The organism is Pontivivens insulae, from assembly GCF_900302495.1.
GTDB classification, from domain to species: Bacteria; Pseudomonadota; Alphaproteobacteria; order Rhodobacterales; family Rhodobacteraceae; genus Pontivivens; species Pontivivens insulae.
The window spans coordinates 1,100,102-1,118,895 of sequence record NZ_OMKW01000001.1 but is presented as its reverse complement, the minus strand read 5'-3'; the positions used below and the strand labels follow the sequence as shown (position 1 = coordinate 1,118,895).

General features: G+C 57.0%; 19 protein-coding genes. 8 read left to right on the top strand and 11 right to left on the bottom strand.

Annotated features, from left to right (window positions below):
• Together POI8812_RS17770 and POI8812_RS05260 are read left to right on the top strand one after the other, a co-directional pair.
• The coding region (locus POI8812_RS17770; RefSeq protein ID WP_219928822.1) for a hypothetical protein at positions 1 to 182 on the top strand (182 nt) is incomplete at its 5' end.
• Positions 183 to 674: 492 nt separating this feature from the next.
• The gene (locus tag POI8812_RS05260; protein WP_108781440.1) at positions 675 to 2,279 is read left to right on the top strand and encodes an RNA-directed DNA polymerase; all 1,605 of its coding nucleotides are present in this window, start codon (positions 675 to 677) and stop codon (positions 2,277 to 2,279) included.
• Between the two features lie 314 nt (positions 2,280 to 2,593).
• On the opposite strand, the gene POI8812_RS05255 is transcribed toward POI8812_RS05260, so the two are convergent.
• The 4 genes from POI8812_RS05255 to POI8812_RS05240 form a co-directional block, all read right to left on the bottom strand.
• Positions 2,594 to 3,754: an IS30 family transposase gene (locus tag POI8812_RS05255; RefSeq protein WP_108781439.1), complete on the bottom strand. Its 1,161-nt coding sequence runs from the start codon at positions 3,752 to 3,754 to the stop codon at positions 2,594 to 2,596.
• 140 nt (positions 3,755 to 3,894) lie between these two features.
• Positions 3,895 to 5,061, bottom strand: a complete 1,167-nt coding sequence (locus tag POI8812_RS05250) for an MFS transporter (protein WP_108781438.1) — start codon at positions 5,059 to 5,061, stop codon at positions 3,895 to 3,897.
• 88 nt (positions 5,062 to 5,149) lie between these two features.
• Positions 5,150 to 5,362, bottom strand: coding sequence for a putative antibiotic biosynthesis monooxygenase (locus POI8812_RS05245; protein ID WP_108781437.1), 213 nt, complete (start codon positions 5,360 to 5,362; stop codon positions 5,150 to 5,152).
• Positions 5,355 to 6,158, bottom strand: a complete 804-nt coding sequence (locus POI8812_RS05240) for an aldo/keto reductase (protein WP_108781436.1) — start codon at positions 6,156 to 6,158, stop codon at positions 5,355 to 5,357. Before POI8812_RS05240 ends, POI8812_RS05245 begins: the two co-directional genes overlap by 8 nt.
• 94 nt (positions 6,159 to 6,252) lie before the next feature.
• Between POI8812_RS05240 and POI8812_RS05235 the strand changes: the two genes are divergently transcribed.
• On the top strand, positions 6,253 to 7,152 hold the full coding sequence (locus POI8812_RS05235; RefSeq protein WP_108781435.1) for a LysR family transcriptional regulator: 900 nt from the start codon (positions 6,253 to 6,255) through the stop codon (positions 7,150 to 7,152).
• Positions 7,153 to 7,422: 270 nt separating this feature from the next.
• Here the strand turns inward: POI8812_RS05235 and POI8812_RS05230 are convergent, their stop codons facing one another.
• The 6 genes from POI8812_RS05230 to POI8812_RS05205 form a co-directional block, all read right to left on the bottom strand.
• On the bottom strand, positions 7,423 to 8,343 hold the full coding sequence (locus POI8812_RS05230; RefSeq protein ID WP_108781434.1) for a sugar kinase: 921 nt from the start codon (positions 8,341 to 8,343) through the stop codon (positions 7,423 to 7,425).
• On the bottom strand, positions 8,330 to 8,641 hold the full coding sequence (locus POI8812_RS05225) for a cupin domain-containing protein (protein ID WP_108781433.1): 312 nt from the start codon (positions 8,639 to 8,641) through the stop codon (positions 8,330 to 8,332). Before POI8812_RS05225 ends, POI8812_RS05230 begins: the two co-directional genes overlap by 14 nt.
• Positions 8,642 to 8,658: 17 nt before the next feature.
• The gene (locus POI8812_RS05220) at positions 8,659 to 9,402 is read right to left on the bottom strand and encodes an SDR family NAD(P)-dependent oxidoreductase (protein ID WP_108781432.1); all 744 of its coding nucleotides are present in this window, start codon (positions 9,400 to 9,402) and stop codon (positions 8,659 to 8,661) included.
• Positions 9,403 to 9,440: 38 nt separating this feature from the next.
• Positions 9,441 to 10,748, bottom strand: a complete 1,308-nt coding sequence (locus POI8812_RS05215; protein ID WP_108781431.1) for a TRAP transporter large permease — start codon at positions 10,746 to 10,748, stop codon at positions 9,441 to 9,443.
• Positions 10,745 to 11,239 (bottom strand): TRAP transporter small permease, encoded by a 495-nt coding sequence (locus POI8812_RS05210; RefSeq protein ID WP_108781430.1) that lies wholly within the window; start codon positions 11,237 to 11,239, stop codon positions 10,745 to 10,747. The genes POI8812_RS05215 and POI8812_RS05210 overlap by 4 nt, the downstream gene beginning before the upstream one ends.
• Before the next feature lie 93 nt (positions 11,240 to 11,332).
• The gene (locus POI8812_RS05205; RefSeq protein WP_108781429.1) at positions 11,333 to 12,316 is read right to left on the bottom strand and encodes a TRAP transporter substrate-binding protein; all 984 of its coding nucleotides are present in this window, start codon (positions 12,314 to 12,316) and stop codon (positions 11,333 to 11,335) included.
• A gap of 320 nt (positions 12,317 to 12,636) precedes the next feature.
• Here POI8812_RS05205 and POI8812_RS05200 point away from each other — a divergent pair, with 320 nt between their 5' ends.
• Positions 12,637 to 13,317: a GntR family transcriptional regulator gene (locus POI8812_RS05200; protein ID WP_108781428.1), complete on the top strand. Its 681-nt coding sequence runs from the start codon at positions 12,637 to 12,639 to the stop codon at positions 13,315 to 13,317.
• Positions 13,318 to 13,829: 512 nt separating this feature from the next.
• Positions 13,830 to 14,780 carry a glycine betaine ABC transporter substrate-binding protein gene (locus tag POI8812_RS05195; protein ID WP_162844885.1) on the top strand — a complete coding sequence of 317 codons (951 nt, stop codon included), beginning with the start codon at positions 13,830 to 13,832 and terminating at the stop codon, positions 14,778 to 14,780.
• Positions 14,781 to 14,792: 12 nt separating this feature from the next.
• On the opposite strand, the gene POI8812_RS05190 is transcribed toward POI8812_RS05195, so the two are convergent.
• A complete protein-coding gene (locus POI8812_RS05190) occupies positions 14,793 to 15,698 on the bottom strand; it encodes a LysR family transcriptional regulator (RefSeq protein WP_162844884.1) in 906 nt (301 codons plus the stop codon).
• A gap of 100 nt (positions 15,699 to 15,798) precedes the next feature.
• Here POI8812_RS05190 and cuyA point away from each other — a divergent pair, with 100 nt between their 5' ends.
• Genes cuyA through cuyB form a run of 3 tightly spaced genes read left to right on the top strand, consistent with a single transcriptional unit; the run spans position 15,799 to position 18,784 of the window.
• Positions 15,799 to 16,833 carry a D-cysteate sulfo-lyase gene (gene cuyA / locus POI8812_RS05185; protein ID WP_108781425.1) on the top strand — a complete coding sequence of 345 codons (1,035 nt, stop codon included), beginning with the start codon at positions 15,799 to 15,801 and terminating at the stop codon, positions 16,831 to 16,833.
• Between the two features lie 17 nt (positions 16,834 to 16,850).
• Positions 16,851 to 18,035 (top strand): DegT/DnrJ/EryC1/StrS family aminotransferase, encoded by a 1,185-nt coding sequence (locus POI8812_RS05180; protein WP_245895253.1) that lies wholly within the window; start codon positions 16,851 to 16,853, stop codon positions 18,033 to 18,035.
• A complete protein-coding gene (cuyB, locus tag POI8812_RS05175) occupies positions 18,032 to 18,784 on the top strand; it encodes a cysteate racemase (RefSeq protein ID WP_108781423.1) in 753 nt (250 codons plus the stop codon). Before POI8812_RS05180 ends, cuyB begins: the two co-directional genes overlap by 4 nt.
• The last annotated feature ends 10 nt before the right edge of the window (positions 18,785 to 18,794 follow it).

Here is an 18,794-nt window from a genome sequence, read left to right as displayed (position 1 = left end):
GCCCAAAGGGCTGGCGCCTCCCTCGCGCCCTGTTTCGAAGGCTGGTGCCAGAATTTGCTGAGCAACTGGCCTGGCACAACAGGGTGAATTTCGCATTCGGGAGTGAAGAGCTGCGAAAGATCAAACCGGACGCGCTCGGCTTAGCGGAGTTTCTACGAAAGAACCCAGTTGCATCAATGTAGGTGTCGCCAACTGGACAAACGGTATCGCGAAGCGGACGTTCCACGGAAGAAATCAAACGGCAGCTCAGTCCGCAGAGCTTCACTCTAACTGATCAAAAGCATGGCATCGCAGCGAATGACCGGTATGGGGAACCGCGATGCAACATCGATCCCCCTGCCCCAATGTCGGCTTTGGGCCGTGCATCTCCTGACGGAGCTCAGCGATTTGCCTTACGGCACCGTGCAGCTAATGGCCGGAAAGAGCCCAAAGTACCGAATTGGGCGCTCTAAGTGACCGGGTGCGAACCTCGCATTGCTGCCATTGAAGTTTCCTGTTTGGCCCAATTTGGGCCCACAGCTAGAAACCTTGACGTGCAGTTCCGGTCAACACAATTGGGGTTTCACTCCAAGAGCATGCGTCTCGTATAAGCACCACGAAGATTGGGAAGCTTAGCTAAGTTTTTTGCCATGAAACTACTGTAAGTGGCCTCGCTTCCGACTTAAGCTAGCGCCATGAAGTCTCGGTTCAGTTTAATGAATTCAGGTCTCTATCCTGAGACGCTACCTCCATGCTTTGTGTCAAAAGACGCAAAGCGCGCCTTTCATGGTCTCGTCGGTGCACTTGACGGCAACAAGTTCCACGAAAGAAAGACAGAGTATGTTCGGTATAGCGGAACCAAGCATGACGGCAGTCGCCGCTTTTTCGGCACTCCCAACATCGTCTCCTACTTTCATGTGTCCAGTTTCATATGGAAGAACTGGGGACATTTTGAAGCTAACTACGCCTTATCATCATATTCTATTGGCACGCCCAAGATTATGGATGAGGGCGAAGAACGAGCGATTAAAGTTCCGTCGCTTTCCGAGCTTTCGAAGCGGGCCTCGAAAAACCTGCGATACGCGCCCTTCGTTTTGAAGGCCGACATCGCTCAATGCTTCCCGAGCATCTACACGCATTCCATTGCTTGGGCCGCTCATGGAATTGAAGAGTCGAAACTGGATACGAACAAGGATTCCAGCAGCAACTTCTTCAACGCGCTCGATTTCTTTGTTCGGAATGGGCAACGTGGAAACACGCGAGGGGTATTGGTCGGACCCGATGCATACCGCCTGATCGCAGAGTTCGTCTTGTCAAAAATCGATGACGAACTGAGCAAAGTCGTTGGTGATATGGTGGTCGGGGCGGTGCGCCACGTAGATGATTATTACATTGGCCTTCGTACTGAACACGAAGCACAATCGGTTCTTTCGCATTTGCGCGAGGTGCTTGCGACCTTCGAGTTGAACCTCAATGACCAGAAAACGAAGATTCACTCAAGCTTGGACCCAATCAATGATCTTTGGGCGCAACGGCTGCGAGACCACATGAACTTTTTCGAATTTCATTTGGCGCATAACAGGCTCGAACGCGGCATCACCGAGGCTGTCACCTCCGCTCGGGATCTGGGATCGGACAGTCCAATCAAAATCCTGTTCCGGTCTTTTGACGAAGTGCGGGTCTATAATTCACCCGGATGGGATTTTGGTGAGCAAAATATTCAGAGGATTGTTCAGAAACATCCGCATGCAATTGACTACGCCTGCTTGCTCGTTGCGAAGCGCAAAGCGCGGGGTTTGGCCGTTGACACGGAAGGTTGGCTTGCCGTTGCGGAGATCGTTGTAAGGCGCAGTCTTGCACTAAACCATCATCATGAGGCGATATGGCTGGTTTGGTTGCTCTTTGTTTGTGACATCCCGGTTCCGGTGCCGATGGTGGAAGAACTTGCGAAGTCCAAAAACGCACATATTCGCGCGTTGCTCGCGCAGGCGCATGTAGACGGCAAGCTCACCCGAAAGCCGAAGCTTGCTCTAGGTGCTCGTCTTTCATCGGTGGACGCCAACTGGTTGGTCAATCTCGTTGCACGCTCTCAAGAATTCTCAAAGGCCGCGTTTTCCGGTCTTTACACAGATGAATTCGAGCACTTGGCTAGCAGGCATATCAAGCTCATAGACTTTGAAGACCATATAAATCGGATTAGACCACAAGACAGGCGAGCAATTAGTCGAACCAGATACGGATATGATGACGACGAGGATGACGACTGGGGAATGGAAGAAGGTGAGGAGCCGGGTTTTTAGGGAAAGTAAGATTCAAGTGACGAAGCTCTTGCGTTTTGCGTCAGTAGTGAATGCGCGCACGCCGTGTTCGAAACTTGCGCTGCAGTCTCATCGCACCGAAAGCAGACCTTTGGCGCAACCGCAGTGAACGGCTGCTGCGTTCGCCTTGCGTCACTTTGATTGATCACATGCGCGGCACCGCAGCGAATGACGGGTGCAGGGAACTGCGGCGCAACATAAAGCCCCCTGCCCCAACGTCGGCTTTGGGCCGTTCCACACTGTTCTAGCCGACCTTAAGCGTCGGAACGCGAAACGGCAGGTTTGTCCCTGTGGATTCAATTGATCGCTGCAACACACTTGGCGAACCTCTGTGCCGGGGTTTCGTATTGCAAGGTTTTTCGAGGCCGTTCGTTGAGCTGACGTGCAACTGCGCTGAGTTTGGCCTGGCTGTAGGTCGACATATCGAGGCCCCGCGGGAAGTACTGGCGTAGAAGCCGGTTGGTGTTTTCGTTGCCGCCGCGTTGCCAGGGTGATTGCGGGTTGCAGAAGTAGACGTCGATCTTGGTGGCCATGGTGAACGTCACATGGTCGGTCATCTCTGAGCCTCGATCCCATGTCAGAGAGCGGTAGAGTTCCTTTGGCAGCTTGCGGGCGTGCTTGATCAGAGCGGTGATAACGCTTTGCGTATCCTTGTTCGCAACTTTGGCCAGCATCACGAACCGGGAGTGCCGCTCGACCAGTGTGGCGATGTAGCTGTTGTTGGCCCCAACGATCAGATCGCCCTCCCAGTGGCCGGGTACAGCCCGATCCTCAATCTCTGGCGGGCGCTCACTGATCGGCACCGCATCCTTGATCTTGCGCAGTGTCAGTCCTTTCTGGGTCGCATGCCGGGACCGTCGAATTGCACGTGGACTGCGCAGGCATTGCTGAAGTTCCTTCTTCAGAACCCCACGGGTCTGCACATAGAGACAGCGATAGATCGTTTCGTGTGACACGCGCTCTTGCTCTTCGTCGGGGTGTCTGCGCATCAGCCATCCCGCGATCTGCTGCGGCGACCACTTCAGCCGAAGCTTTCGGGCAATAAACCGACACAAGTTTTCGTTGAAAGAGAGCTTACAGGCTTTGGGCCGCCTTGCGCAGTCCCATGCGCGCTGATCCGACAGTGCCGCGCGATAAGCCTTGCGCCCACCATTTCGGCGGACTTCCCGGCTGATCGTTGAGGGGGATCGGGACAGATCACATGCGATCGAGCGCAAGGATCGACCGGAGGCGAGGCCACGGGAGATCTCTTCACGCTCAGTCAGGCTCAGCACGCGTCCAGATCGGGTACGTTCAGGTGGGCGGATACCACCCGTCAGAGCAAGATGTGGAAAGATCGACGACGACGCGCGATCAAACCTGCGGCCAATCGAACTCAGCGACTCCCCTCGCTGCCAACGATCCCACATCTCAGACTTCTGCTTGTCAGTGTAAAACGTCCTTGTTCGGTACTTCATGTCTCAACACTCCATCTCTCAAGAAGGCTAAAGTGTTGCGACCACCCGTTGAATCCTCAGGGACTTAGCTCCCATTCGCTGCGGCTGCACCAATGTCGGCTGTTGGCGATGGCCGCCCACTGTGGACGGCCATCAGCCTTTCACTCGGCAGGAACGGCGATGGTGCGCGATGCGCGGATCACCAGTGCTATGATGGCCGAAACAACCAGCCCGGCAAACCCGATCATCGCATTGGCCGATCCGAGAGCGGCCAGCCCTTGCGCGTCAATCACGAGACCGCCGATCAATGCTCCGAGGCCAATACCAACCTGTGCGATTGTTACGCTCAGGGCCGACGCAAAATCCTGCGCTTCAGGAGCCTGCTTCATGACACGCAACTGGTTGCCGATGAAGCCTGCTGACTGGGCTGCGCCCCAGATCGCCAGGGGGATCAGGAACAGGATGCCTTGCCCGGTCAGTGCGACCGTAGCGAAGGATGACAGCGCAAGCGCGGCAAGCGATACAACCGTTACATCCATAGGGCTGCGATCAACGTGTTGGCCAGCCAGCCAATTACCGAACAGGCCGACAATACCGAAGCCCATCAATACCCACGCCACCTGACTTGCAGGAACAGACGCCAGTGTTTGCAAAATGTCCGCCAGATAGGTGTAGGCCACAAACATCGACGTGAAGGCGAAAGCAGTCAGTACCAGATGACCGAGAAACATCGGGCGTTTCAGGATCGACGCCTGTTTCAGCAACGAGGGAGCGGATTGCGGTTTGGTTGTGGGGAAGAAGGCCAGGAGCGCCAGCGACATGATCGCCGCCAGTGCACCGATTGCCCCAAACATAACGCGCCATCCCATCAAATCAGCCAAGAGTGTCCCAAGCGGAATGCCGATGACCGTCCCTGCCGAGATACTGGCATAAAGGATGGCTACGGATTTACCGCCACCTTCTGGTCCTCCGAGCTGTGCTGCTGAAGCGGTGCCAACGGCCCAGAAAACAGGAAGTGCCAAAGCGCCTATGACTCGGGCGGCCGCAAGCGTTTCAAAAGTTGGTGCAAAAGCCGTCAGGACGTTCGACACGGCGATCATTGCCAGCAGCGTGGCGAATAGCTTTTTCCGTTCGACCTGCGCCACCAGGGCCGTCAGAAACGGAGCCGCAATGGCGACAGTAAAGGCGAAGATCGTCGCCAACAGACCAGCTTGCGCGATGGTGACGCCAAGATCGGCTGCGAGTTGCGGCAGGACGCCGATAATCACGAATTCTGTCGTGACGACGGCGAACCCCGCCGCTGCAAGTGTGAGGATGGGAAGTTTCATTGTGATGCCTCCTTTGGTCAAAAGTGAACCGGTCCGCTTGCGTGAAGCGGAGTGGGGAAGTTGTGGTTAGAGGTGAAGTCAGCGTGGCCTAAAGGCCGGAGCGCAGGTGTTTACTTTCAAGGTGTCCGACGAAGCGATTCAGAGCTGGCACAACCAGCATTGTCATCAGCGGTACCATCAGAGCTGTCAGAACCAATGTCCTGACCGCCAGCGGCAACTGCCCAATCGCCCCGTCCATGAGCAACAGCAGGACCGTAATCGTCGGCCATGCCGCTGCCCACGTGATCAGCAGATCACGCATGTTGCGTTTCCAACGCCGAAGCGTTGTCTTCCAGATGCGCGATGGTTGTTGTGCCCGGAATGGCGAGGATGTTGGGTGACCGGGCAAGCAGCGTCCGCAATGCGTCCCCCGGATCGACAGCGGCCCCCTGTTTCATCGGGTTTGCACCGAGCGGGCCATGCGGGACAAAGGCAATGCCCTGTTCGTTCAGCCAGTCGATCATATTTTCCAGTTCATCATCACGCGCGTCAGCGGGCGAGTAGCGATTTTGGACAGCCGCAATCGGCGCGACTTTCAGGGCTTGCTCGACTTGCACCCGCGAGACGTTGGACAACCCGATCATGTCGATTTTCCTGGTCTGTCGCATCTCTTCAAGCGCGGCCACACTCTCGGTGATGGGCGTCACGCCATCGGGAGAATGGACGTAGTAGAGGTCAATATTTCCCGTTCGCAGACTGGCAAGGCTTTCCTCCAAATGCCGTTTCATCGTCGCGGCGGATGTGTCGCGGCTAATGCTTGTCGCGCTCTTTTCCACACCGCCCTTGGAGGCGATGAACATATCGCCATAGGTGCCATCTTCGGCCAGAAGCGCGTCGGCAATCAGCTTTTCGTTTTCATGGGGTCCATAAGCGCGGGCTGTGTCGATGTGGGTAACGCCAAGGTCACGCGCACGTTGTAGCAAATCAATGCCACCCTGCCAGTCTGCGTAAGGCCCAAAGTTGCGGGGCTGGCCTGTGAGGCGCATCGCGCCGTAGCCGATGCGATTGACCGTGCGTCCATTGAGGAAGGTGAAGGTGGTGTTCTGATTGTTGGTCATGTCATGGTTCCTTTCGTTTCGATTGAGATGAACATACGGACCTGACGATTTAACGGTAGCGGCATGGAGAGTAAGACTGCTATACGCCTAGCGTATGAACACACGCTTTGATCGTCTCGCTCTGCTGGAAACTTTCGTGCGCATTGCCGAGCGCGGTTCGCTTTCGGAAGCCGCCCGTGACCTGGGCACGTCACAGCCGTCGATCTCCCGGCAGCTTGCGGCGCTGGAAACCCGCCTTGATGTCGTGCTGGCGCGGCGCACGACCCATGATGTTACCCTGACGCCGGATGGTCTGGCTCTTTTGGAAGACGCGCGGCGCATGTTGGGCGAGTGGGAGGCAATCGAGGAACGGCATTCAGAAGACGACGCATTGAAGGGCGTGATCCGTGTGATCGCACCGGTTGCCCTTGGACAGAGCTTGTTCGTGCGTGCGGCGTCGCAGTTCATGAAGGATCACCCCAGCGTCACTATTGATTGGCGCTTGCGCGACGACGCAATCCGTTTTGCCGAGGAAGGGTGTGATTGCTGGCTAAAGATCGGCGCGGTGCCAGACGATACGCTTGTTGTGCGGGAGCTGGCGCGTGTGGAGCGGCTGGTCGTCGGTACGCCAGAATGCCTTGCTGCACATGCGACACAACCACTGAAAGACTTGCCGTGGCTGACCCTTGGGCCGTTTGAGGGCAACCGGATCGAGCTCTCAAACAGTGGCGGTTCCGCGCAGGTTTTCTCCGTCACCCCAAAGATGGCAAGCGACAACATCTTTGCGATCTATGAGGCCTGCCTTGAGGGCGTTGGCGTCGCCATCCTGCCGCGCTGGTTCATTGCAGATGATTTGGTGCAAGGCATCTTGATAGACGCGGAACCTGATCTGCGTGCCGCGCGTCTGCCGGTAAATCTCGCACTGGCACCCGGAACAAAACGCCCCGCCCGTGTTGAGCGGTTTTGTGAGGCCATACAAGTTTGGTGTCGTGACCAACTCGGCTCATCTGCTTAAAATAGCGGTCGTTCAGGCATGACGCAGCATCGGTGAAATTGGGCTCGAAGCGGTCATACGACCGCCTCACTCGGCAACTCAAAGCAGCTCGGCAGCGGGAAGGTCAGCGGTGCGGGGGCAAAGCTGCCATTGTTTGTGTTTCACGAAGATCTCTAAAGAAAACTGAACTCCTAGACGGCAACGGAGTACCTATGATCTGTTGTCATTCAGCCAATCAAGAGATTGAAGTGCAACTGGGAAGTTCCTGAATTATTCAACGTGACTGGTCATCTAACCGACGTCGACCAGAGCCCCAGATTGCTGAATAACATGTCCTGCAAGCGCACATCCCTCCAGGATGCTTTTGTAGATGCCGCGCCCCTCTATCAAGCCGTTCAAAACTCCAGCGTTGAAACTGTCACCCGCAGCGGTCGTATCCTCCGGCACGCCGATAGGTGGGACCAGCACTTGCGTCTGATTCCCATCAGACCGAAAAGTCACCGGATTGTTCCCGTCTTTGACGACTACATGCGACGCGCCCAGTTCGAAGTAACGGTCTAGGGTTGCCTCGGGGTCGCTGTCCCCGAACCAATCTGCTTCGTCTTCGAAAGAGGGTAAAACCAGGTCTGCAAGACTCGCAGCCTGGGTGATTTTGGATGTCATCTCATCAGCTGAGCGCCAGAGTCGGCGGCGCAGATTTGGGTCGAAGGCGATGACTTTGCCCTTTGCACGTGCTTTCGCAACGGTGCGTAAAAGAGTGTCTCGGGAAGCTTCTTCGAGGATCGCGAGTGTGATCCCGGAAAAGTAGATCAGGTCCGCTGCATCAAGAGCGGCACTCAGCAGATCTTCGTTCGCGGCTAGTTCGCGGGCTGCTGAAGTATCTCTCCAATAGGTGAAGCTTCGCTCTCCCTCCCGCAGGTGTATTCGATAAAGTCCAACTGTCTTGTTAGGCACCCGCTGGACGTAAGTATCTGCAATACCACTGTCCCGTATGAATTCCAGCATGTCTTGAGAAAGGTCATCATCCCCAACCGCGGTGAAGTAGCCAACTCTTGCCGCAGTCGAAACCTGCGCAAGATACCACGCGGTGTTGAAGGTATCCCCAGCAAAACCCATGCGAAATGTCCTAGCGTCCCCCGTCGGGGCGAGCTCGGCCATACACTCCCCAATCGAAAGGACCTGTGTTGGGCGTCGGTTGCTAGAGAAAATCATCACGGCGGGGCGTAAAGGTGTCGATGAGAGTGCCGGGAACGAGGCAGACGCAGCCATGCATTTGCTCTGACGGAACGACGAAGCTATCGCCGGGACCGACCTCGCGCTCTTCGTTGCCAAGCGTAAATTGGAACCGACCGCTCTCAACATAGGTTGATTGCACATGAGGATGGTTGTGGAGGGCTCCAATCGCTCCTGACGCTCCAAAACGAAACGCGACAACCATCAGTGTTTCATGATCCGATAGGACTTGGCGTGTCACGTCAGGTCCAGTTGAGACAATGGGGTAATCTGACATCCTGTGATCCCTGTCCGCTATGAGAAAAGCATGCCGCCGTTGATGTCTATATTCGTGCCAGTTACGAATGCGCTGTCATCGCTGGCAAGGAACAGAACCAAGTTGGCTGCATCCTCAACATGGCCCTGGCGCTTCAATGGCGCGTTTGCTTCGTAACCGCGTCGCCCGGCATCGGGCGTGTGCACATTGTGGAAATCAGTGTCGATCATCCCGGGGCAGAGCGCATTGACCCGGATGTTAGGACCGACCTCTTTGGCAAGCCCTCGTGTCATGGTCATCACTGCCCCCTTCGAAGCTGCGTAGGCCACGGCTCCGGGACCGCCGCCATCGCGACCTGCCTGGCTGGCAAGGTTCACGATTGCCCCGTTTTTCATGTGCGCGAGGCACGCCTGCGTCATCAGGAAGGTACTTGTCAGGTTGAGCCGCATCACCGCGTCCCAGTGCTCTAGCGGCATCTCGGCAACCGTTTTCCGAGCGATGAGCCCGCCTGCATTGTTGACGAGAATATCGACGCCACCAAACGCATCCACTGCAGCCTGCACTAAGGCGTCTGCGTCGGATTTTTTGTTCAGGTCCCCCTGGACGGCGATAGCGCGCCCGCCATTCGCTTCAATGGCTGCGACAGCTTCATCCGCCCCTTTTGAGCTGGAGAAATAGTTGATCGCGACGCTTGCGCCTTCGGACGCTAGCTTCTCTGCGACGGCGCGACCAATGTCGCGCCCTCCACCTGTGACGATCGCGGATCTATCTTTGAGTTTCATTGCGGGCCTCTCTGTGGATGGGTGGGTTTGTATAGCGATTAGAACGCGCCGGGCATGAGCAGTTTGGGCAGCCAAAGAATGATCGCGGGGAACGCCGCCATCAGAACAAGGATGACCAGCATCGGGGCAAGGATGATCACCACCTCGCGCAGTACCTGAACCACGTTGAGCCGGCCAATGGCCGCTGATATGAGCAGGCAAAGACCGTACGGTGGTGTCACGAGGCCAAAGGCCAGTGACACGATCCCAATGATGGCAAAGGCAATGGGGTCAACGCCGCCAGCCTGGGCCACCGGCATCAGCACGGTGCCCAAGATGATGATTGTCGGGATTGCGTCGATGAACAGGCCAAAAAGCAAAAATAGGGCTGCGATGACCATGGCGGTTCCGAATGGCCCGAACTCCCATACCGTCAGGATGCCAACGATCAACCTAGGTGCGTTGTAGAAAGACAGGAGCCATCCAAAGGCTGAGGCCGTACCGATTGCAAAGAGCGAGATCGCCGCGAAGCGGGCAGTGTCGTAGAGGATGAATCCGAGATCACGGACTGTGACTGTTCGGTAGACAAACATCCCGAGGATCAGTGCATACGCCGCCGCAATGATGGCGCTTTCTGTTGGGGTGACGATGCCACCAACGATTCCGCCAATCACGAAGATCGGTGTCAGCAAAGCAAGGGCAGCACCCTTCCACGCAGCCAAGAACTCTCCCAAGTTCGGTGTCGCCGTCACCGGGTAGTTACGGGCCTTCGCGAAACAGAAAACCGTCGCCATCAGCGTCAGCCCGATCATCAGGCCGGGGACAGCTCCGCCCAAAAACAGGGCGCCGACCGAAACCTGCATCACCCCACCCCAGACAATCATCAGAATCGACGGCGGAATGATGACGCCCATCACTGACGAACAAGCGGTGATCGCCACGGCAAAGCGGGTATCGTATCCCTCTTTCTGCATTGCTGGGATCAGGATTTTGCCGATCCCGGCTGCATCGGCAGTTGAGGACCCAGAAATTCCTGCAAATAGCATGGAGACCGCGACGTTTACATGTCCCAGGCCCCCGGGCATCCACCCAGTCAGAACACGGGCAAGTTCAATCAAGCGATCAGTGACCTTACCGGAATTCATCAGGTTGGCGGCAAGGAGGAAAAAGGGCACAGCCAAGAGGATGAACGAATTGTAGGACTGAAACATCCGATCTAGGACGATGAAGGGGGTCAGACGAAGCTCAAGCAGGACCACTGGAACAGTGGCAAGGCCCAAAGCAAAAGCCACAGGGATGCGGATGAAGATCAGAACCACAAAAACTGAGATCAGGATCATGGTGGCAGTGGCAGTATCTAGGATCATTGCACTGCTCCCTCACGACCACGAACCAAGGCAATTTCTTGGGCGAGACGATAACCCGACAGAACCATCCAAAGCCCGCCTGCAATGGGGACAGAGATGTGTGTGATCATCAGGTTCGCCCGCATCATCACCGAGCGTTGTCTGCCGCCGAACTCGGCATATTCAAAACCGTAGATCAGAAACAACGCGCCGAAGAGCATGATTGCGAGATGAACTACGCCATTCTGAAAGAGTTCCATGATCGGGGATGTGGCATTGCGGGTGATGCGGACATCGAAATGCGTTCCGTCCCAAACCGCGATCACTGATCCGATCATGACAATCCAAACGAAGAGAAACGTCGCGAGTTCTTCGGTCCATAGGTAGGAGGGTATGATCCCGGTGTAGCGAGAGAGGACCTGCATCGCGACAGGAACAGCGAGCGCGCCCATCAAAACGCCCAAAAGAATGCGAAGGCCCTTACAGAACCCGTCGAGTAGTCGGCCGAACATGCAACCCCCCAGATGTGGCAGCGAGTGCCGCGAAAGTCTTTGAAGCCAGTGGGCGGCGCAGTTTTCTGCTGCCGCCCACTGGCCTAGAGGAGTTTACATGCCGCGCACGTTCATCAGCAGCTCGGTCGCTCCGAGGCTCTCCGCGTAGTCATCTTGGATTGGTTGCACCAACTCCAGCATCTGTTCACGACCTTCGAAATCGTGGATGACGATTTGACCTGCCGCTTCCATCTCCTGAAGAATTTCGCCATCGGCGCCGCTTTCGAGTGCGCGTCCAAAGGCACCGGCTTCTGCACCCGCCATCACAATCGCATCCTGCAAATCAGCGGGAAGTGCATCAAAGGTAGCGGCAGACATCACAATCGGACGTACAGTTATCGTATGCTGGGTAAGCGAGATGTGCGGGGCGACTTCGTAAAACTTCAAGTTCTGGATTGAGGCAGCTTCGTTCTCAAAGCCAGCGATCACACCCGTTTGGATGGCATTGTAGACTTCATTGTAGGCGATTGCCGACGGCGCTGCACCGACAGCATCAAAGGTCTGTGCTTGGATCGGAGCCCCCATCACACGCATCCGATGACCAGCCAGCTCTTCCATGCTTGTGATCGGTTCAGCGGAGGCGAGGTTCCGTACACCGCCGCCATGGTAGCCCACGATCACGATTCCTGCGGCCTCGCGCAAGTCGGCCTCGAGCGGAGCGAAGGCGTCAGAAGACAGCACAGCGTCCCAGTGCTCTAGGTCGCGAAACAAGAAAGGCATATCCATCAACGGGATGCTTTCGGAGAAAACAGCCATGTTGGATGGCGCGAGGATCGTGTAGTCCACCGCCACGCCCTGGTTGAGATAGGTCACGTAGTCAGATTCAACCCCCAGTTCGCCGTTCAGCCGCAGGTCAAAGCTCACGTCCCCATCGTACTTCTCGGCCACCAGACGCTCGAATTCGCGCAGGGTCTGGGTGAAGGAATGGTCTTCGTCAAACATACTTGCGCCACGCAGAGTTACGTCCGCTTGCGCCACCGATACACTTGCCAGCACGATTGCCGAGGTTGCCAGAGCCTTGAGTGTGTAGTTGATCATTGTGTCCTCCCGATCAGCTTTAGTCATTTTTGCGTCAGCCTTTTCCGACCAACGGATATCCTCAGAAAATTCGCTCGAGCTGACGCTTAGGTCCGGTTTTGACGGCGCACGCCACAGGAGCGAACTTCTGATTGATATCCGGAATTAACAAGCTAACTTGGATACTAGTCAACATAAAATCCGGATCAAGCCTTCCGAAACAGCGCATATTCATTGAGATTGTTGAATAAATTTGGCAGCCTAGTAACCCAAAGCGACCTCTGATACGCTAGGTTCTGGTCTGCCAAACTCGCAAACCATAGAAAGGCACTTCACACGTCATGGCAGAAATCGGCACCCTAGAGCGGACAACCGGCAGCGATCTGGTCTTTCAGCAACTCTTTGATCAGATCACGAAGCTTGAGCTTTTACCCGGCACCAAGATTTCCGAAACTGAGACCGCAAAGGCCTTTGGTTATTCGCGGCAACCTGTACGTGAAGCCTTCACCCGTCTGGCTGGGCTCAACCTCCTGTTGGTACGACCGCAAAGAGCGACCGTGGTCCGCCCATTCTCAAGAGAGTTAATTGCGAATGCGCGTTTCGTTCGCTCTGCCATCGAGCTTGAGGTTGTCAGGACGGCTTCCGCGGGACGCGACACGTCCATTGATCCCAAGCTGAAGGCGAATATGAAAGCGCAGGCCGATGCGATTTCATCAGGTGAGGCCGACCGGTTCCATGAGTTAGACTATGAATTCCACCGACTGCTATGCCAGTCCGCAAACCAGGCGTTTGCCTTTGACCTGATCGCAGCCAACAAAGCGCAAGTAGATCGACTTTGCATGCTAGCTCTCACAAGCAAGGAAGCGATGGAGCTCCTTTACGAGGATCATCAACTCTTGCTTGAGGCGATCATGTCCGGCGACACGGCAAATGCCGACAAGACCCTTCGTCTGCACCTTAGTCGTCTCACTCCAACAATCGAAGCAATCTATACTACGCACCGAACCTATTTTGACGATTAGTGACGAAGAAAGACTCCGTTTGCCGCCTCCCAATTGCTGAATTGGAAGCTTGTTAGCATACCAGCAAGTTCCTGACCTCGCTCAGATACGTGGATTGGCTACATTGTGAAACCTACCTACTCGCCTTCAAAGCCTCTCCCCGCATGGCGGCATTTTAGCGCATAGCTGAACTTTGAACGATTAAATGTACGGCACCGCAGCGAAGGGCTGGTTTCGGGAACTGCGATGCAGCATCGAGTCCCCTGCCCCAATGTCGGCTAGGGCCGCCCACGGCTCAATGCTCCCAGATGCTGCCAAGGAATGCTCGACGCAACACAAAAGACTAGATCGACATATGCGGACTTCTGAAGCGCACTAAAGTGCAAAAAGGGCATATTTGATGCGGACAATTTATTAGACGCACCAAGCTTGCAGGTGCACGGTCACCGATATGACTACCAATTTTGATCAGGTATGAGGGTAACGGCATGACGGGAAGCCGGAGGGGGAAAGCCGGTCGGCGGGGGAACGGGTTGGCGATCGCATTGCTGGTCGCTGTGAGCGCTACCCCGCCTGCTTTCACGCAGGAGCAAACAGTCCGCATCGGTCAGCCCAACTGGTTTGCCGGCGAGCTGGTTTCGCTCATGCTCGAGCGCATCATCAATGAACGGCTTGGCCTGTCCGTGGAGCGGGTTCCCGGTACCAATGCTGAAATCTTCGATGGCATTCTGAGTGAAACGCCGACGCTCGATCTGCATGCAGATACCTGGATGCCGAACCAGGCATTCTGGGTTCAGCCCGGTCTTGACAGTGGTGCACTTGCCCTTTCGGGAACCAGTTATCCAGGCATCGACGGTATATGCGTTCCACAATATGTCGAGACCCAATTGGGTGTCGACAGCGTGAGCCAACTGACCGACCCCGAGGTCGCCGCACTGTTCGACCTTGACGACGACGGACGGGGGGAAATCTGGCTGGGGGCCGAAGGCTGGGCCTCCACCCGCGTGATGCAGGTGAAGATGGAGGGATATGATCTCTCCCGACAACTTGATCCTGTCTTGTTGTCTGAGGAGGATTGGCAAACGGTTCTTTTGAATCGGATTGCTGCGCAGGAACCCGTCCTCTTCTATTGTTACCAGCCGCATATGTGGTTCGCGCTAGACTACATCACCGTGCTTGATGAGCCACCACATGATCCAGCCCTCTGGCAACTTGTTTCTCCAGAGGAGAGTGCGACGTGGATCGAGGACAGCAACATTCGGTCCGCCGACGTGATCAAGGATGTCCAGGTAAGCTACGCCACCCGGCTTCGGGAAAGCCATCCGGACGTCGCACGGCTGCTTTCCCGCTTTGGACTGTCAGGTGAGGAAATGACGGAAATGATTTTTTTGGCGCAGGTCAAGGATATCGGCCTTGAATATGTCGTGGATGACTGGATCAGCGCTAATCAGTCCTTGATCGACCAATGGATAGCGGACGAATAAGCATCACAGATCTCATGAGGCCGCTTTCATCAAGTGCGCAAGTTTTAACCAGGCTTGCCTGATCATCAGGCTGTCGCTTTCAGCCCAACCGTGCGCGACGATCTGCATTTCCGCGGAGCCCAGCTCATCCGACAGATTGATCAGGGAGCCGTCCTCGATGCCTTCGCCCGCAAGGGCAAGCGGCACCCAGGCAATGCCTATCCCCGCCCGTGCCATTTGAAGTGCTGCAGGGGTCAGCGCAGTCTCGGCTGCCACGGAGAGCTCGCCCTGTTGCGTAAGCCCCGGCGCAATATGGCGAGAAAAGACTGCCCCAAGAAATACGTCTGATGGATAGCCGATGATCTGTAGACGCCCCTGGTGCATCTGCCACATCTGAGACTTAGCATGATTGGCACCTGCTACTGCCACCAATTGATCGCTACCCAGCACTTCCCGTTTCAGCAACGCGGGGGTTGCACGTGTCGGTTCACTTTCCATCTGATAGGTGAGAGAAAGTGCTGCCCCTCCTGCGAAGAGAACGGCCTCGCATTCGCTGCGATTAGCCGACCTCAGTCGGACACTGTTAATCTTGCTATCACGTAGGTTGGCCACAATGCGCGGGCCAAGCGAAGTAGTAATCGCATGCTGGCAGACGAGGACAAGCTGTGGTGCTCCAGTGGCTTGCGCCTGCCGGATAGCGGCCATCAATGCCCGTTGTTCGTCCGCGAGTCGGCGTAGCCGATCGGAATGATCGCGTACCGCCTCCGTAGGTCCCGAGGGACGTGCGGTGCGGTCCACTATTGCGATCCCGAGTACATCCTCCAGCGCCCGCATGCGGCGCGAAAATGCCGGCTGCGTGATGTTACGTGCCTTTGCCGCCTCAGCAACTCCGCCAGTGTCGAGTAGGGCGATCACGTCTTCAAGCCAATCTAGTCTCATATAGTGTTTATGCAAGATACGCATATATAAAGACAAGTGTGCATTTGACCATTAGGGGCCCGAGCGGATTAATTCAGGCAACCAGTCAAGGAGCACACCGATGCATCTCGCCCGTTTCCCGCGCATTCGAATGGCGCATCTCCCGACCGCGCTTGAACCGATGGACCGCCTCAGCAACGAGCTTGGTGGTCCCAGACTCTGGATCAAGCGGGACGACTGCACGGGCTTGTCCACCGGAGGAAACAAAACGCGGAAGCTCGAATTCTTGATGGCTGAGGCACAGGAGCAAGATGCCGATCTGGTGATGACACAAGGTGCGACGCAGTCCAATCACGCTCGCCAGACCGCCGCATTCGCTGCCCGGCTGGGCATGGACTGCCATGTGCTTCTCGAGGACCGCACCGGGTATGACGACTTCGACTACAATGGTGGCGGCAATGTCTTCCTCGATTTCCTTCACGGTGCAACGTCCGAAAAACATCCGGGCGGTGCGGACATGCCTGCCCTCATGGAGGAGCGTGCGGAGGAGATGCGCGCGAAAGGGCGCAGAGTTTACACCATCCCTGGCGGCGGCTCGAACCCGACAGGTGCACTCGGCTATGCCAATTGCGCGATGGAGATCGTGAGCCAGGCCAACGCGATAGGCCTCAAGATCGACCGGATTGTCCATGCCACTGGCTCGGCCGGGACACAGGCGGGCCTCATTGCCGGTCTGAAGGCAATCAATGCACAGATCCCACTTTTGGGCATTGGCACCCGCGCCCCGCAGCGAAAGCAGGAAGAGAACGTCTATAAGCTTGCCTGCGCCACGGCAGAAAAACTTGGCTGCGCCGGCGTCGTCGCGCGGGAGGATGTAGTCGCCAATACCGACTACGTAGGCCAAGGTTACGGCATCCCAACCGAAGGCGGAACTGCGGCGATCGAAACGTTCGCGCGGCTTGAGGGCATCCTCCTTGATCCGGTCTATTCCGGAAAGGGTGGCGCCGGGCTTATCGATCTGGTTCGTCGCGGCCATTTCAACGGGGACGAGAATGTCGTCTTCCTTCACACGGGTGGCGCGGTCGGTCTGTTTGGTTATGCACAGCGCTTCGAATATGGCGTTGCGGGTGATCAGCCCATGCTTGCCGCCGAGTGATACAGATGCAGCCGTTCATGAAATCCTTCACTCAGCAGGAGCCAATCCCCCAGGCGGGGATCGAGGCTGCCATTGAGGTGATGAGGAGCGGGCGGCTGCATCGCTACAATCTGCTGCCAGGAGAGTTGGGCCCCGTGGGCCTTCTGGAGCAGACCTATGCCGACTGGCAGGGCAGCACCTATTGCCTTGCGCTCGCGTCCGGGGGGCAGGCGATGTCGATTGCACTGCGCGCCCTTGGAGTCGGGCCGGGCGACACGGTTCTAACGAATGCCTTCACTCTCGCGCCTGTACCCGGCGCCATCGCCGCGGTCGGAGCAAAGCCTTTGTTGGTTGAGATAACAGAGGATCTCGTTCTCGATTTCGCGGATCTGGAACGCAAGATTGCCGCCAACCGTCCAGCGGCTCTGATGCTGTCAAATATGCGCGGGCATCTGTGCGACATGGATCGGCTGGCGCGAATCTGTCGCGAAGCAGACCTGCCGCTCATCGAGGATTGTGCGCATACGATGGGTGCGCGCTGGAAAGGTGAGCGCAGCGGGTCGTTCGGTGCGTTTGGCTGCTTTTCCACGCAGACGTACAAGCATCTCAACTCCGGTGAGGGCGGCTTGCTGACAAGTGACGATCCCGAATTAATGGCGCGGGCAATCATCCTCTCGGGCAGCTATATGCTATTTGATCGCCACGGCGCTGCGCCCCAGCGGGAGGCTTTCAGCGACATCCGTCTTGATACCCCAAACATGTCCGCCCGAATGGACGCGCTGCGCGCCGCGATCCTGCTTCCGCAACTGGAAGCCATTGAGGATGCGATCGCGCGCTGGAACACCCGCCACGATGCGCTGGCATCGGGATTGGGGCAGCTGCCGGGCGTTGCCCTTCCCAGGCGTCCGGCAGCAGAATCTTATGTCGGTTCGTCCGTCCAGTTCCGTCTTCCCGGTGCGAACGTACAAACGATGCGCGCGATCGTGGCGGCGGCGGCGGAGCTGGGCGTCGAGCTCAAATGGTTTGGTAACGAGGATCCGGTGGGTTTCACCTCTGCCCACCGATCCTGGCGCTATGCCGGTCGGCAGGACCTTCCCCGGACGGATGAAGTTCTCTCGACGCTGCTCGACATACGGGTGCCACTGACCTTCGATCTGGACGACTGCGCGCATATCGTGGCGGTGATAGGCCATGTCCTCCAACGCGAGGTGATAGCGGCATGAAGCGGGCGGTTGGCATCCTTGGTGGAATGGGACCGGCGGCGACCATCGACCTGATGCAGCGGGTGATAGCGGCGGTCGATGGAGCCGATGATGCGGACCATGTGCCGCTCATCGTTCATCAAAACTCTCAAGTACCCTCCCGCATTGCGGCCATCGTCGAGGGGCGCGGGGAGGATCCGGGACCGGTTCTCGCGCGCATGACGCGTGATCTGGAACGCGCTGGCGCCTTGGCGCTCGCGATGCCATGCAATACCGCTCATGCCTATGCACCGGCGATCCGTGCAGCGGCGACGGTTCCCTTCATCGACATGGTGGCGCTTTCAGCGGATCACGCCAGCCGCCTCCCGCAAGTGGCGCGGATGGGCCTTCTGGGCTCGCCTGCCCTTGCTCGGGCAAGTGTCTATGACGCGCCCCTTGCGGCGCGCGGCTTGTCGGCTGTCCACCCCCGCCACGAAGCGCTCGAGCTTGTGCGCGACGTCAAGGCGCGGGGAGTTCATGAGGCCGCGCGCACCCAACTGCGCACACTGGCAACGCATCTGCGCGACGACGGCGCTGATGCCATCGCCATCAGCTGCTCGGAATTCTCGCTTCTGGCGGACGCGCTTGCCGAGTTCGACATCCCGGTCTTCGACACGATCGACCTGCTGGTCGCGGAGATCGTGCGCTTCTCTCTGAATACGGCCGTGCCCGAACCGGGTTCGACCGACGGCAGCTCCGCAAGGGTCGCGGAAGTTGCGGATGAAACATGACGACCCTTTC

Excerpts from the sequence above, each read along its gene's own strand:
- POI8812_RS05220 (WP_108781432.1), bottom strand. The coding sequence starts at position 9,402 with ATGAAACTCAAAGATAGATCCGCGATCGTCACAGGTGGAGGGCGCGAC.
- POI8812_RS05190 (WP_162844884.1), bottom strand. The coding sequence starts at position 15,698 with ATGAGACTAGATTGGCTTGAAGACGTGATCGCCCTACTCGACACTGGC.
- cuyA (WP_108781425.1), top strand. The coding sequence starts at position 15,799 with ATGCATCTCGCCCGTTTCCCGCGCATTCGAATGGCGCATCTCCCGACC.
- POI8812_RS05260 (WP_108781440.1), top strand. The coding sequence starts at position 675 with ATGAAGTCTCGGTTCAGTTTAATGAATTCAGGTCTCTATCCTGAGACG.
- POI8812_RS05205 (WP_108781429.1), bottom strand. The coding sequence starts at position 12,316 with ATGATCAACTACACACTCAAGGCTCTGGCAACCTCGGCAATCGTGCTG.
- cuyB (WP_108781423.1), top strand. The coding sequence starts at position 18,032 with ATGAAGCGGGCGGTTGGCATCCTTGGTGGAATGGGACCGGCGGCGACC.
- POI8812_RS05230 (WP_108781434.1), bottom strand. The coding sequence starts at position 8,343 with ATGATTTTCTCTAGCAACCGACGCCCAACACAGGTCCTTTCGATTGGG.
- POI8812_RS05215 (WP_108781431.1), bottom strand. The coding sequence starts at position 10,748 with ATGATCCTAGATACTGCCACTGCCACCATGATCCTGATCTCAGTTTTT.
- POI8812_RS05255 (WP_108781439.1), bottom strand. The coding sequence starts at position 3,754 with ATGAAGTACCGAACAAGGACGTTTTACACTGACAAGCAGAAGTCTGAG.
- POI8812_RS05245 (WP_108781437.1), bottom strand. The coding sequence starts at position 5,362 with ATGCGTGATCTGCTGATCACGTGGGCAGCGGCATGGCCGACGATTACG.
- POI8812_RS05200 (WP_108781428.1), top strand. The coding sequence starts at position 12,637 with ATGGCAGAAATCGGCACCCTAGAGCGGACAACCGGCAGCGATCTGGTC.
- POI8812_RS05225 (WP_108781433.1), bottom strand. The coding sequence starts at position 8,641 with ATGTCAGATTACCCCATTGTCTCAACTGGACCTGACGTGACACGCCAA.
- POI8812_RS05240 (WP_108781436.1), bottom strand. The coding sequence starts at position 6,158 with ATGACCAACAATCAGAACACCACCTTCACCTTCCTCAATGGACGCACG.
- POI8812_RS05250 (WP_108781438.1), bottom strand. The coding sequence starts at position 5,061 with ATGAAACTTCCCATCCTCACACTTGCAGCGGCGGGGTTCGCCGTCGTC.
- POI8812_RS05180 (WP_245895253.1), top strand. The coding sequence starts at position 16,851 with ATGAAATCCTTCACTCAGCAGGAGCCAATCCCCCAGGCGGGGATCGAG.
- POI8812_RS05210 (WP_108781430.1), bottom strand. The coding sequence starts at position 11,239 with ATGTTCGGCCGACTACTCGACGGGTTCTGTAAGGGCCTTCGCATTCTT.
- POI8812_RS05235 (WP_108781435.1), top strand. The coding sequence starts at position 6,253 with ATGAACACACGCTTTGATCGTCTCGCTCTGCTGGAAACTTTCGTGCGC.